At 62.2% G+C, this 13,648-nt stretch carries 13 protein-coding genes and 1 pseudogene; 3 read left to right on the forward strand and 11 right to left on the reverse strand.

The window, feature by feature from the left end:
- Positions 1-21 precede the first annotated feature (21 nt).
- Together BLL38_RS21465 and BLL38_RS21470 are read right to left on the reverse strand one after the other, a co-directional pair.
- Entirely contained in the window at positions 22-591 is a 570-nt protein-coding gene (locus BLL38_RS21465; RefSeq protein WP_076964247.1) for a mechanosensitive ion channel family protein, read from the reverse strand.
- The gene (locus BLL38_RS21470) at positions 591-2,501 is read right to left on the reverse strand and encodes an ATP-binding cassette domain-containing protein (protein ID WP_076964248.1); all 1,911 of its coding nucleotides are present in this window, start codon (positions 2,499-2,501) and stop codon (positions 591-593) included. Before BLL38_RS21470 ends, BLL38_RS21465 begins: the two co-directional genes overlap by 1 nt.
- Positions 2,502-2,551: 50 nt before the next feature.
- On the opposite strand from BLL38_RS21470, the gene BLL38_RS21475 reads away from it, so the two are divergent.
- Entirely contained in the window at positions 2,552-3,016 is a 465-nt protein-coding gene (locus BLL38_RS21475; protein WP_076964249.1) for a TIGR02444 family protein, read from the forward strand.
- Here BLL38_RS21475 and BLL38_RS30155 read toward each other — a convergent pair.
- The gene (locus BLL38_RS30155; RefSeq protein WP_083743093.1) at positions 3,013-4,206 is read right to left on the reverse strand and encodes an AlgP family protein; all 1,194 of its coding nucleotides are present in this window, start codon (positions 4,204-4,206) and stop codon (positions 3,013-3,015) included. The genes BLL38_RS21475 and BLL38_RS30155 overlap by 4 nt on opposite strands.
- Positions 4,207-4,398: 192 nt before the next feature.
- Here BLL38_RS30155 and BLL38_RS21490 point away from each other — a divergent pair, with 192 nt between their 5' ends.
- Complete coding sequence (locus tag BLL38_RS21490; RefSeq protein WP_076964251.1) at positions 4,399-5,064, forward strand: FKBP-type peptidyl-prolyl cis-trans isomerase; 666 nt, start codon at positions 4,399-4,401, stop codon at positions 5,062-5,064.
- A 55-nt stretch (positions 5,065-5,119) separates the two neighbouring features.
- Here the strand turns inward: BLL38_RS21490 and BLL38_RS21495 are convergent, their stop codons facing one another.
- From BLL38_RS21495 to BLL38_RS31985, 8 genes and pseudogenes are all read right to left on the reverse strand, one after another.
- Positions 5,120-5,578: an Rsd/AlgQ family anti-sigma factor gene (locus tag BLL38_RS21495; protein ID WP_076964252.1), complete on the reverse strand. Its 459-nt coding sequence runs from the start codon at positions 5,576-5,578 to the stop codon at positions 5,120-5,122.
- 205 nt (positions 5,579-5,783) lie between these two features.
- Positions 5,784-6,305, reverse strand: coding sequence for a disulfide bond formation protein B (locus tag BLL38_RS21500; protein ID WP_076964253.1), 522 nt, complete (start codon positions 6,303-6,305; stop codon positions 5,784-5,786).
- A gap of 224 nt (positions 6,306-6,529) precedes the next feature.
- On the reverse strand, positions 6,530-7,771 hold the full coding sequence (locus BLL38_RS21505; protein ID WP_076964254.1) for a heme biosynthesis protein HemY: 1,242 nt from the start codon (positions 7,769-7,771) through the stop codon (positions 6,530-6,532).
- 5 nt (positions 7,772-7,776) lie between these two features.
- Positions 7,777-8,889, reverse strand: coding sequence for a uroporphyrinogen-III C-methyltransferase (locus BLL38_RS21510; RefSeq protein ID WP_076964255.1), 1,113 nt, complete (start codon positions 8,887-8,889; stop codon positions 7,777-7,779).
- 19 nt (positions 8,890-8,908) lie between these two features.
- Complete coding sequence (locus BLL38_RS21515; protein WP_076964256.1) at positions 8,909-9,676, reverse strand: uroporphyrinogen-III synthase; 768 nt, start codon at positions 9,674-9,676, stop codon at positions 8,909-8,911.
- Positions 9,673-10,614: a hydroxymethylbilane synthase gene (gene hemC, locus BLL38_RS21520; RefSeq protein ID WP_076964257.1), complete on the reverse strand. Its 942-nt coding sequence runs from the start codon at positions 10,612-10,614 to the stop codon at positions 9,673-9,675. Before hemC ends, BLL38_RS21515 begins: the two co-directional genes overlap by 4 nt.
- 138 nt (positions 10,615-10,752) lie before the next feature.
- Positions 10,753-11,499 (reverse strand): LytR/AlgR family response regulator transcription factor, encoded by a 747-nt coding sequence (locus BLL38_RS21525; RefSeq protein ID WP_076964258.1) that lies wholly within the window; start codon positions 11,497-11,499, stop codon positions 10,753-10,755.
- A pseudogene (locus tag BLL38_RS31985) lies at positions 11,496-11,714 on the reverse strand (sensor histidine kinase); the annotation flags it as partial. The gene BLL38_RS21525 and the pseudogene BLL38_RS31985, both read right to left, overlap by 4 nt.
- 334 nt (positions 11,715-12,048) lie before the next feature.
- Between BLL38_RS31985 and argH the strand changes: the two are divergent.
- Positions 12,049-13,443 carry an argininosuccinate lyase gene (argH, locus tag BLL38_RS21535; RefSeq protein WP_076964260.1) on the forward strand — a complete coding sequence of 465 codons (1,395 nt, stop codon included), beginning with the start codon at positions 12,049-12,051 and terminating at the stop codon, positions 13,441-13,443.
- The last annotated feature ends 205 nt before the right edge of the window (positions 13,444-13,648 follow it).

Genomic DNA, 13,648 nt, shown 5'->3' on the forward strand with positions numbered 1-13,648 from the left:
CGAGGGCTGGCTAGAGATTTTTCAGGGCAAGGGGCTGATATCGCTACCGCGCCAGCGGCGTACCGAGCGCTGGAAGAACAAGCTGTTGGGCACTTGCACCACGGCACTGTCGGTGCCCGCTTCGGGCACTTCGATCAGCGTGGTGTACAGCAAGTTGATCGCGATCACCCGGCCCTTGACGCCAGGTTTGTCGACGGTGTCCACCAGCTCGACCACATCGCCCAGACGAAACGGCCCGACGGTGAAGATCAGGATCGCGCACAGCAGGTTGGACAGTACCGACCACATGGCAAAGAACGCCACCGCCGCCACCGCCACAAAGCCCGACAGCGCGGTCCACAGCACAATGGCCGACACCCCCAGGCGCTCGAGGACAAAGATCAGCGCACTGCCCATGATCAGCCAGCGCAGGCCGCCGCGCAGGGGCATCAGCAGTTGCGGCGGGAACGGGTAGCGCTCGCCCAGGCGCGTCAGGCCCTTGGCGACGAAGCGCTGCGCCAGGTAACCGGCCAGCAGGATCAGCAGGATTTGCACGCCCATCCATACCGGTTCGATCCATTGCGCCGGCAGCGGCAGTTCCAGGGCTTCCATCAGGACAACGCCTCCAGCTCCGCTTGCAGGCCTTCGAGCAGTTCGAGGGCTTCCATCCAGGTTTCCTCCAATTGCCCTTCGCGCACCTTGAGTTTGGCCTGTTCGGCCAGCAAATCGCGCAGTTCATCCTTGCGGGCCGCTTCGTATACCGCACTGTCGCCGAGGCTGGCCTCGATCTTGGCCAGGCGCTCGTGCACCTTGCCCAGTTCGGCTTCGAGCTTGTCGGCTTCGCGCTTGTGCGGCGCCAACTGCTGACGCAGGGCCGCGGCGGCCTGGCGCTGGGCTTTCTTGTCGGTCTTGTCCGGGTTGACCGGGGTGTTGCTGACCGGCGCGTTGCGCAGGCGATAATCGGTCAACCAACGGGCGTAGTCGTCCAGGTCACCGTCAAACTCTTCGACCTTGCCATCGGCCACCAGCAGGAAATTGTCAGTGGTGCTCTTGAGCAAGTGACGGTCGTGAGACACCACCAGCACTGCGCCACTGAATTCCTGCAGGGCCATGGTCAGTGCCAGGCGCATTTCCAGGTCCAGGTGGTTGGTCGGTTCGTCGAGCAGCAGCAGGTTGGGCCGGTCCCAGGCGATCAGGGCCAGGGCCAGACGGGCTTTTTCGCCGCCGGAGAAGTTCAGCACCGGCTCATCGATGCGCGCGCCACGGAAGTCGAAACCACCGAGGAAGTCGCGCAGGGTCTGTTCGCGCTCGGTCGGCGCCAGGCGTTGCAAGTGCAACAGCGGGCTGGCCTTGGCATCCAGGGAGTCCAACTGATGCTGGGCGAAATAGCCTACCACCAGGTTCTCGCCACGGGTCAGGCGGCCGGCCAGGGGTTGCAGCTCGCCCGACAGGTTCTTGATCAGCGTCGACTTGCCCGCGCCGTTGGGGCCGAGCAAACCGATGCGCGCGCCCGGGGTGAGTTGCAGCTTGACCTTCTCCAGGATGGTTTTGTCGCCATACCCCAGGCGGGCATCCGAGAGATCGAGCAAGGGGCTGGAGATTTTCAGCGATTCGCGGAATACAAAGTCGAACGGCGAATCGACGTGGGCCGCCGACAGTTCTTCCATGCGCTCCAGGGCCTTGATCCGGCTCTGGGCCTGGCGGGCCTTGGTGGCCTGGGCCTTGAACCGGGCGATGTAGCTTTCCATGTGCGCGCGCTGCGCCTGTTGCTTCTCGAAGGCCTGTTGCTGCTGGGCCAGGCGTTCGGCACGGGCCCGCTCGAACGCGGTGTAGCCGCCGCGATAGAGGGTGATTTTCTTCTGTTCGACATGGGCGATGTTATCGACCACGGCGTCGAGGAAATCCCGGTCGTGGGAAATCAGCAACAAGGTGCCTTGGTAACTCTTGAGGAAATCCTCCAGCCACAGGATCGCATCGAGGTCCAAGTGGTTGGTCGGCTCATCGAGCAGCAACAGGTCCGACGGGCACATCAGGGCCTGGGCCAGGTTCAGGCGCATGCGCCAGCCCCCGGAGAAGTCGGCGACCGGGCGGTCCATCTGTTCGTTGGTGAACCCAAGGCCGGCGAGCATCTTGCGCGCACGGGCGTCGGCGGTGTAGCCGTCGGCACTGTCGAGTTCCGAGTGCAGGCGGGCCTGGGCGGCACCGTCCTGGGCTTTCTCGGCCTCGGCCAGGTCGTGTTGCACCTGGCGCAGGCGCAGGTCGCCATCGAGCACGTAGTCGATCGCGATGCGGTCCAGGGTGTCGATCTCCTGGCGCATATGGGCGATACGCCAGTCGGCCGGCAGCAGGCAGTCCCCGGAATCCGGGGTCAGCTCACCGAGCAACAGGGCGAACAACGTGGATTTACCGGCGCCATTGGCACCGATCAGGCCGGCTTTGTGACCGGCGTGCAGGGTCAGCTCGGCGTCCTCAAGAAGACGTTGCGGGCCACGCTGTAATGTTAGGCTTTGAAGTCGGATCATAATGGCGGCGGAGTCTACCAGCTTCGTTGGCCGCTGGCTTGGGTGTGAACATGTGCGCTGACCTGTGGAGCTTTGCCCTCTCGACCTACGCCCGTGCGGGTGCTGAAGATGCCTGCCTGCGCTTGCAGGAGCAAGGGGCGGATGTGTGTCTGTTGTTGTGCGGGTTGTGGCTGGAACAGCGCGGGGTCGCCCCTGAACCTGGACGCCTGCAGGCACTGCGGGCAATCGCCGGGCCTTGGCAGGCAGATGTTGTGGAGCCCTTGCGCAGGCTGCGCAAGCAATGGCGCACCTTGGCGCAGCAGGATGTGGCGCTGGGAGCGTTGCGTGAGCGGGTCAAGGCCCTGGAGCTGGAAGCCGAACGGCAGCTGCTGTTACGTCTGGAGACGCTGGCACAGGCTTGGCCAACGGGGGAGCGCGCCACGAATCAGACATGGCTTGAAGGACTGGCGACCGAAGCCGCCAACCTCGACCACGACGCGCTGCATCAGCTGCGCGCCGCGGCCACCGGCACTTAGGAAGCGCTGGTTGGGGTGGTGCCTGATGCTGCCGGGGCAGGCGTGCTGCTGGCCGGTGCGGTGGTAGCGGCTGGCGCTGCCGGTGCGGCAGGGGTCGCTGGCTTGACAGCTGCTGGAGCTGGCGCTGGTTTGGCGGCTGGCTTTGCAGCAGCGGGTTTGGCAGCCGGCTTTGCAGCAGTTGGTTTGGCAACTGGCTTGGCGGCCGGCTTTGCAGCAGCTGGTTTGGCAACTGGCTTGGCGGCCGGCTTTGCAGCAGCTGGTTTGGCAACTGGCTTGGCGGCCGGCTTTGCAGCAGCTGGTTTGGCAGCGGGCTTGGCGGCTGGTTTTGCAGCAGTAGCTTTAGCAGCTGGCTTGGCGGCTGGTTTTGCAGCAGTAACTTTAGCCACTGGTTTGGCGGCCGGTTTTGCAGCAGCAGCTTTAGCAGCTGGCTTGGCGGCTGGTTTTGCAGCAGCGGTTTTAGCAGCTGGCTTGGTAGCTGGTTTTGCAGCAGCCGTTTTGGCAACTGGCTTGGCAGCTGGTTTTGCAGCAGCAGCTTTAGCAACTGGCTTGGCAGCTGGTTTTGCAGCAGCGGTTTTAGCAGCTGGCTTGGCAGCTGGTTTTGCAGCAGCCGTTTTGGCAACTGGCTTGGCGGCTGGTTTTGCAGCAGCGGTTTTGGCAACTGGCTTGGCGGCCGGTTTTGCAGCAGCAGCTTTAGCAACTGGCTTGGCGGCCGGTTTCGCCGGCGCTTTTTTAGCGGCAGGCTTGGCTGCAACTTTGGCGGGTGCCTTGGCAGCAACGGCCTTGGCTGGTGTACGAGCGCTCAATACTTTGGCCACCGCTTCTTTCACCCGACCAACACCCTGTGCCAGTTTCAGGCTCTCTTGGGCATCGCGCTTGAGTTGAAGGATGTAGGTGCGGGTTTCGGATTGACGATCCTTGAGGGCATCGAGCAAGTCCTCAAGTTCTTTGACGGCGCCCTTGGCTTTGGTCTGCGCCTTGGCTTTGCCGGCAGTCGCGGCGTCTTGCAGTTTGATGCGGGATTTATGCAGTTTTTCTTGCGCCTTGCCCCGTTGTTTTTCCAGCTTGGCGAGCAGTTTCTCTGCATCAGCCAAGGCTTGGGAGCAAGCACTTTCCAAATGTTCGAGCAGGCTGCCCGAGAGTTGTTGGAGCAAGTGCAATGGGGTATTAACAGGCTTCTGTTTGGCCGACATGGTTTACCTCCTGGCTGACGTGGGTGCGGCTCATACTAGCCCTCTGCTCTTACCGCCGCTAGGGCATGTTGACAGTATCGAATGCGTTGCGTTGCACCGCACAAAAATTCTTATTGATATAACGAAAAACCACTGCGTTTTTTACCCCACCACGCTGGCATAATTCACCGCACTTTCGGCTGGAGAATACCCATGTCGCGTTACCTTTTTTTCATCCTGGGCTTATCGTTTTCAGTGGCCAACGCAAGTGAGCCGACGACGTCCAAAGACAGCCATGACCTGGCCTACAGCCTGGGTGCCAGCCTGGGTGAACGCCTGCGCCAGGAAGTCCCCGACCTGCAGATCCAGGCCTTGCTCGAAGGTCTCAAGCAAGCCTATCAAGGCAAGCCCCTGGCCCTGGACGACGCACGCATCGCACAGCTTCTTGCCCAACACGAAGCGCAGGCCAGCACCGGGCCCCAAGTGCCGCAAAGCGAACAGGCTCTTGCCGCCGAACAACAGTTTATGACCACGGAAAAAGCCAAACCCGGTGTGCGCGAATTGGCAGACGGTATCTTGCTCACAGAGTTGGCTCCCGGCCGCGGGGAAAAACCAGGCGCCTACGATCGGGTTCAAGTGAAGTACGTGGGGCGATTGCCCGATGGGACGATTTTCGACCAGAGTGCACAGCCCCAGTGGTTCCGCCTGGACAGTGTGATCAGCGGCTGGCAAAGCGCGTTGCAGCAGATGCCGGTGGGCGCGAAGTGGCGCTTGGTGATTCCATCGGCACAGGCCTATGGCGCAGACGGTGCAGGTGAACTGATCGCGCCTTACACTCCGCTGGTTTTCGAGATTGAATTGCTCGCGACCGACGTCTGACCCCAACGAAAAACGGTGCGCCATGCGCACCGTTTTTTTGTCTTGCCGCTAAGAATCAAGCCTGGGTTGCAGGCTCTTCCTTATGGGCGTTGTGCAGCACTTCGATCAGGCAGTCTTCCAGCTCGAAACGCTCATGGAGCAGGCCGCCCAGCTCTTTGAATTTTGCGGCCACACACTCGCCCTTGTCGCAAAGGTCGTTAAAGGCCAGGAGTTTTTCGGTGATGTCTTTGATTCGTGGATAAAGCGTCTTGGCCAAGTCCAGGCCGCGCTGGTCGTCGAAGGCCTCGGCCTCCTTGGTCAATTGTTCATAGATACCGAAGTGCCCTGCCGAGACGTAATCCACCAAGACACCACAGAAGTCCTGCAAAGGCTCACGGTTCTCAGCCAGCGCTTCGGGTTTCTCGCCCAGAGCATCAAAGGCTTGAACCAATTCGTGACGCGCCTTCAACCAGCTGTCGATCAGCTTATGCACACCACCCCAGCGTTCCTGAGCATTCTGACAACGTTCCAACATGATGATCTCTTCCCTTATGGGCGGTGCCGCTTTTGCCCGCGCAACACGTCGAGGATAAGGCGGCAACCGGACAACGCCGCATCGAACAAATTGTTTCAATAACGCGTGCGGGCCAGATTATGCCCGCGTGACTGTGGCTTCAAGGTACGCAGACCAGAAAGTTCATACAAGTGTTTAATCCCATCCTACGGGCCAACACCGCTAATCAGTGCTTCACGAAGCGCAAACCCTGACCGGACAACACGCGCGAAAACTGGGTTGCCCCCAGGATAAGCATGGCCACGAAGAACAGCAGGCTCCACTCCGGGATGCTCAAGTCGAACAACGTCCAGTTGATTTCCACACAGTCGACCGTGCCCTTGAATGCCAATTGCAGGGCTTGCCCCAACGACAGGTTTTCGATCATGTATTCCAGGCTTGGCCAACAGTGGGGCATCTGGTCAGGCGGGATGTTCTGCAACAGCACCTGGCGCACCGCTGTCACTGCGCCGAGCAACGCACACCCCATACTCGCCGCCCAGTACAGGTAAATACCTGCGCGCCTGGGGCCATGGAGTGTCGCGATCAGGTTGACCAGGGTGAACAGCGCCAGCAGGCTGCGCTGGATCAGGCACAGGAAACAAGGTCGCAGAAGAGCCCCGTATTCCAGATAAAAAGACGCGCCCAACGTCAATGCACCGGCCATGAACGCCAGGAAGAACAAGGAGCGTGAAGGGGCCAAAGACATTGTTTATCCGCAACACAAGAGATAGGTCGTTACGGTAGAGGAAAGACCTTACCCCTTTCAATACGCGTTGGAGCAGACGCTTCCGTGAGATCGCAGGGATATTCCGTCAATAGGTAGGTAACTTTACGTGGCCCCCTGTGGGAAACCACTTCAAGCCCCTGAAATCCGCAAAACCGAGAGGTTTTGAAGGGTTGGTCTGAACCAACCCTTCAAGACTTCCTACGCTAGACCCGGGCAGGCACCGGCAGCGGCGAAGCCAGCAGACGGCTGTCCAACAGCCCCAGGCCCTCCTGGAACAGCTGGTTACTGCGCTCGGTGTCACCCAACTGCGCCAGCAGCCGCGCCAACTCGGCACAGGCCTCGGGGTTGCGCTGCACTTGCAGGCTGTTTTCCAGATAGTCCCGCGCCTTGCCCCACAAACTGTTTTGCAGGCACAGCCGGCCCAATGTCAGTAACAGGCTGGCATCCCCCGGATGGTCCTTGAGCCAGCCTTCGGCGAATTTCAGCTGGCGTGCCGGATCGCCACCACGCAACAGGCCATACAACCGGATCAGGTGACTGTCGTAACCGCGCTTGAGCGCAACACGCAATGCCTCTTCGGCCTTGGCATCGGCACCCAACTGGCGCAACTGCTCGGCATAGGCCAGCACCAGCTGAGGCTCCTGGCGCTGGGCCGAGGTCAGTTGCTGCCAGGCCCGTTCAAGGGATTGCAGGCCGGCTTCACCGTGCTCTTCGCGCTGGACCGCCAGGCTCAGGTTTTCACCCCAGGCCCGGCGCTCCAGATCTGCCAGCTCGGTAGCCGGCAGCACCTTGTCCTTGCGCAATTGCGGCAATAGGCGGATCACCGAGGACCAGTCACCGCGCTGCTGGTGCAAACGCTGAAGCTGGCGCAGGACCTGGGCGTTGTGCGGATGGCGTTCATACATGGCCTGCAGCGTCACAAGGGCCGCTTCCGTGTCACCACGGTCCATCTGCAGCTGTGCGTGGCTCAAGGCGATGGCCAGCTCGGCCTGGGGCTGACGCTCCAGGGCCCGCTCCAGCAGGCTGTCGGACTCTTCATAACGCCCCTGCTCGTTGGCCGCCCGCGCCGCGCCGAGGTAATACAGCAATGGCTGGCGCTCGGCTTCCGCCGCACGGTGCAGGTGCCGCTCGGCACTGGCCCAGCGGCCTTCCGCCAGGTCCATCTGCCCCTGCTCGATCGCCACCTGCACCCGGCGGCTGCGATTGCGCCGTGACCAGGGATTGACCACGCCACCGGAGGTGGTCACCAGGCCCAGCAGCACCCGCAACAGATAGATCGCCAGGCCGACGACAAACACGGCCACCAGGGTCGACCATAGGCCGGACTCGTAATGCAGTACATGGGGATAACTGATCAGCACATAGCCGGTGTGTTTCGAGATGCCCACCGCCAGCGCCAGGGCGAGAGCAATCGCCAGCACCAGGATCACATAGAAACGCTTCATCGGCTTTACTCCTGGGTCGCCGGCTTACCGGCGGAAGCCTTGGCTTCATCGGCAGACAGATGGCGGCGTTCAAGGTAAGCCTGCACCGCAGACAAGCTCGCGGCGAGGTCCGGGGTCACCACCGAGACGGCCTTGGGCTCAAGCTCGGCGATACGCGCCAGCATGGCCTGGCTTTGCGGGTTGTCCTGGTTGAAGTTGTCTTGCAAGACGCTGCGCGCCTCGCCCAACGCACGGGCGTACACCGCCGGCTCGCCATTGAGGGCGGCCCATTGCGCCTGCTCCAGCGCCAGGCTCAGGGCCAGGCGCACCTGGTTCAGGCCTTGACCTGCCAGCAGTGGGCGGATGTTGTCATCGGGGTTGAAGTCGATACGGAAGTAGCGGGAAATCTGCTCCCACCATTGGCTCCAGCGGCTGTCGGTGTCGGTAGTCGGCCGGCCCTGCGGGCTCTCTTGCAGCTGATATTCCGGGGACACGGCCGCCAGTTGCACCACCTGGTCACGCAGCGCCGCCAGTTGCAGGTACAGCCCGGTGCGGTCGGGTTGCTCAACGCTGCGCAAGGCCGCCAGGCTCTTGGCCAACTGCTCGCGGGCGGCGTAGGAGCCGGGATCGCTCTGCTCACGCAGGATCTCATCGGCGCCCTGCACCAGCGCCTGGGCACTGTTGATATCCTGCAAGGCCGACAGGCGCAGGCTGGCCAGGCGCAGCAGGTGCTCGGCCTCGGCCAGGCGCCAGTCCTTGCGGCTGGCACCCAGCACGGTTTCCAATCGCTGGTTCAGGCGTTGCTGGTCGCCCTGCAACTGCGCCACCAACCGGCGGCGTTCTTCCAGTTCATCAGCGCCCGGCAATTGCGCCAGGCGCGCGGCCAACTGCTGTTGTGCCTGCGCGATGCCCTGGGATTGTTCATCCAGGGTGCGCACCTGCCCCAGCTGTTGCTGGCTGCTCGCTTGCAGGGCCCGGACCTGCCAGAGCCCCCAGCCGCCGGCCGCAACACCGGCGGCACCCAGCAGCAAAGCAAAGACCGCCAGGCCGTTGCCACGGCGAGGCGTAGTGACCGGGGTCTCAACGGGCGCATCAAGCGCGGGCTGAGCTTCATCTTTAGGCAAGGCTGTTTCGCTCACGTGTCCATCCTTTGCGTTATTAGAGAGTGGGAACGGGCTGGCTCCGTAACGCCACTAGCAAAGCCGCGGCACTGGCACCGCGGCAATCCACAACTTTTTCCGCGCCCGCCGCCCGGGCCATTTCGGCGACTCGCGGGCTGGGCACGAACAACGGCAACTGTGCCACGCGTGGCCACTGGGCGCCGGCGAGGCCTTGCAGATGCAAAAAACCCTGCCCACTGCTGACCACCAGGCCGTTCAAGCGTTCCACTGCAATGCGCTGGGCGAGCACATCCGGGTCGTAGGCCGGCAGAAACCGACGATACAACTCCAGGTAATCGACACTAGCACCTTGGCCGCGTAAACGCTCAGCCAGCAGCTCTCGCCCACCCTGCCCACGCAGGATCAAGACCCGGGCATCGTCAACGGCGATAGCCTCGCGCAACCGGGGCAATTCAAGCAAGGCCTCGCTGTCATCCCCAAGCTCGGGGTAACTCACGTTAAGGCCACGCTCGGCCAGGACCTGGGCCGTGGCCGCGCCGACGCTGAACCACGGCAAGCCCGGCACCGCTGGCGCGTGCTGATCGAGCAATTGCAGCGCCAGGCGCGCGGCCGGCTTGCTCACCACGATCACCGCACAATAGCGATCCAGGCTCTGGAATACCGCCTGGTGTTCGCCCGTGACGGGCAAGGGTGCGGTTTCCAGCAACGGCAGGCTGCTACTGAAGATACCCGCGTCGGACAACGAGGCCGCCAGGGCTGCCGATTCCTCGGCAGGCCGCGTCAGCAGCACACGCCAGCCGGTCACTGCGGACCGGCCTCGCCATAGACTTTCTGCAGAATGGCGCCGGCGCCTTTGGCCAGGAGTTCTTCAGCGACCTGCACGCCCAGGCTCGCAGCCTCGGCCTGTGGCCCGCGGATTTGCGCAGTAAGCAGCAAACCACCGTCGGGGTCGCCCACCAGGCCACGCAGCCACAGGTTGTCACCTTCAAGTACCGCGTAACAGGCAATCGGCACCTGGCAGCCACCGTTAAGGTGCTTGTTCAGGGCGCGTTCGGCAGTGACGCGGATTTCGGTTTGCGGGTGATCGAGGGGCTTGAGCAGCGCCTGGATTTCACGGTCTGCGGTGCGGCATTCGATACCGACTGCCCCCTGGCCACCGGCCGGCAAGCTGTCTTCGACACTGATGGCCGAGGTGATACGGTCTTCAAAGCCCAGGCGGATCAGGCCGGCTGCCGCCAGGATGATCGCGTCGTACTCACCGGCATCCAGCTTGGCCAGGCGGGTATTGACGTTGCCCCGCAGGAAGCGGATCTGCAAGTCCGGGCGACGGGTCAGCAACTGCGCCTGGCGACGCAGGCTGGAGGTGCCGACGATGCTGCCCTGCGGCAAGTCATCCAGGGAGGCGTAGGTGTTGGACACGAAGGCATCGCGGGGATCTTCACGCTCGCAGATGCAATACAGGCCCAACCCCTCGGGAAAGTCCATCGGTACGTCTTTCATCGAGTGCACAGCGATGTCGGCTTCATTCTCCAAGAGAGCGGTTTCCAGCTCCTTGACGAACAGACCCTTGCCGCCGATTTTCGACAGTGGCGAGTCGAGCAGCTTGTCGCCACGGCTGACCATGGGCACCAGAGACACCGTGAGGCCCGGATGGGCTTGCTCAAGGCGGGCTTTGACGTATTCGGCCTGCCACAAGGCCAGGGCGCTTTTACGGGTGGCGATGCGGATTTCGCGAGAGGACATGGATCGATCCGTACTGAATAGATACGGCAGATAATAACAGCTCAGGCAGAACCGCCTTGATTTGAATCAGCAAGTGCAGGGCCTCCCTGGCCGCTGCGCACCGGGATACGGGGCATGCAGGTCGCTACAGCCCTCGGGCTAAAGCTGCTGCATCATTTTGCGCACGCCTGCGACATGGCGCCGGCTGACGATCAACGCGTCGCCGTTGAGCCCTTTGAGGAACAACTGGAAATGCCCCAGGGGCGTGCGCTGCAGGCGCTCGATGCGTTCGCGGGCCACCAGCGCATTGCGGTGGATACGCACGAAACGTTCGCCAAATTCGTCTTCCAGGGCCTTGAGTGGCTCATCGAGCAGCACTTCACCGACCTCGTGGCGCAAGGTCACGTACTTGTGGTCGGCGATAAAGTAAATCACCTGGTCCACCGGAATCAGTTCGATGCCCTTGCGGGTCCGGGCACTGATATGGCTGCGGGGGCCGTTGCCACTTTGCGCTGCGGGCTGGGTCAGGGCGGCAAGCTGCACGCGATTGGGCCGCTCAGCCCTCTTCAAGGCCTTGAGCAGCGCATCGGCCGATACCGGTTTGGTCAGGAAGCTGACACCGCTGGCCTCCAGGGCCTCGGAGGAAAATTCCTCTTCGCTGGCGCATAGCACCAGCGCTGGCGGCGACTCGCGTTCGCTCAAGCGGGCAGCAACCTGCAGGCCATCAAGGCCCGGCATGCGGATATCGAGCAGCACCACATCCGGCTTCAGGCTTTCGATCAAGGCCAACGCCTCGTCGCCACTGCAAGCGCTGGGTTCAAGGACACTGTATCCCTCGAGTTCACTGACCATACGGCTCAGTCGCTCGCGGGCTTGGGGTTCGTCATCAACGATCAGGACATTCATATTGCGCTGGATTCCTGCGTGAGTCTCGCACAAGGATAGCGTAGACAGGTGCGGTGACTTCCGTCACGGCGATCCACGCTAAGACTAGCGCGAGCGGCAAAAAGTGCCCCGAGAGCGACACCAATATTTACCCGGACCTGTTCAATACCGCCCATACCCCGATACCGCAGGGCATCTTCATAGGGTTTGCTGATACACAATATGAACACCCCCTCTACTTAAAGGTTAGCCTGGAGTTCGACCTCATCGCCTGGCATTGGTGCACTGCACCCCTGTCAGTGCAACTGTAGACGCTCATGAAGACGACATTGCTCAATCGTCAAATATCGTTTCAATAAACATCCTTTGTTTACCTCAGGATCCGGTCGGGTGAAACCCCCTTTCACTCCCGCCTCCAGTCTCATCCCGGACGCGGCCAACGGCAAGGCACTTTGCCACCCGGCAAACAAATAAAAATGCCGACGCGGCGTATCAACGCCTCCACGGGCAACCCTGTTATTATCGGCGGCACACTTTCATGCCTCTTTTAAGCAGATCACGAGCGAATCCATGAGCACCGACAAGACCAACCAGTCCTGGGGCGGCCGCTTCAGTGAGCCCGTCGACGCCTTCGTCGCGCGCTTCACCGCCTCCGTCAATTTCGACCAGCGCCTCTATCGCCACGACATCATGGGCTCGATCGCCCACGCCACCATGCTGGCCAAGGTCGGCGTGCTGACCGACGCCGAGCGCGACAGCATCATCGATGGCCTGACCATCATCCGTGGCGAAATCGAGGCCGGCACCTTTGACTGGCGCGTGGACCTTGAAGACGTGCACATGAATATCGAGGCGCGCCTGACCGACCGCATCGGCGTGACCGGCAAGAAGCTGCACACCGGGCGTAGCCGCAACGACCAGGTGGCCACCGATATCCGCCTGTGGCTGCGTGATGAAATCGACCTGATCCTGGCCGAAATCACCCGCCTGCAAACAGGCCTGCTGGAGCAGGCCGAGCGTGAATCGGGCACCATCATGCCCGGCTTCACCCACCTGCAGACCGCGCAGCCCGTGACCTTCGGCCACCACCTGCTGGCCTGGTTCGAAATGCTCAGCCGCGACTACGAGCGCCTGGTCGATTGCCGCAAGCGCGCCAACCGCATGCCCCTGGGCAGCGCCGCCCTGGCCGGCACCACCTACCCGATCGACCGCGAATACACCGCGCAACTGCTGGGCTTCGACGCCGTGGGCGGCAACTCCCTGGACGGCGTGTCGGATCGCGACTTCGCCATCGAGTTCTGTGCCGCGGCCAGCATTGCGATGATGCACTTGTCGCGCTTCTCCGAAGAGCTGGTGCTGTGGACCAGCGCGCAGTTCCAGTTCATCGACCTGCCGGATCGCTTCTGCACCGGCAGCTCGATCATGCCGCAAAAGAAAAACCCCGACGTGCCAGAGCTAGTGCGCGGCAAGAGCGGCCGCGTATTCGGCGCGCTGATGGGCCTGCTGACCCTGATGAAAGGCCAGCCCCTGGCCTACAACAAGGACAACCAGGAAGACAAGGAACCGCTGTTCGACGCCGCCGACACCCTGCGCGATTCGCTGCGCGCGTTTGCCGACATGATCCCGGCAATCAAGCCCAAGCACGCCATCATGCGCGAAGCGGCCCTGCGCGGTTTCTCCACCGCCACTGACCTGGCGGACTACCTGGTGCGCCGTGGCCTGCCGTTCCGCGACTGCCATGAAATCGTCGGGCATGCGGTGAAATACGGTGTGGATACCGGCAAGGACCTGGCGGAAATGAGCCTGGAAGAGCTGCGCCAGTTCAGCGACCAGATCGAGCAGGACGTGTTCGCGGTGCTGACCCTGGAAGGCTCGGTGAATGCCCGCAACCATATCGGCGGCACGGCTCCGGCCCAGGTCAAGGCCGCAGTGGTGCGCGGCCAGGCACTGCTCGCCAGCCGCTAACAGCATCGCGGGCAAGCCCTAATGCCAGTCAGTTAAGCGGATTCTGCTTTCTGTAGGAGCGAGCTTGCTCGCGAAGGACGTCAACGATAACGCGTGTTTGCTAGGTAAACGCGGCGCTCTCAAGTTCTTCGCGAGCAAGCTCGCTCCTACAAAAAGGCTTAACTGACTGGCATTAGGGCAAGCCCGCTCCCACCTTTGACCGGGG

Origin of the sequence: Pseudomonas gessardii (assembly GCF_001983165.1) — a bacterium.
GTDB lineage: Bacteria > Pseudomonadota > Gammaproteobacteria > Pseudomonadales > Pseudomonadaceae > Aquipseudomonas > Aquipseudomonas gessardii.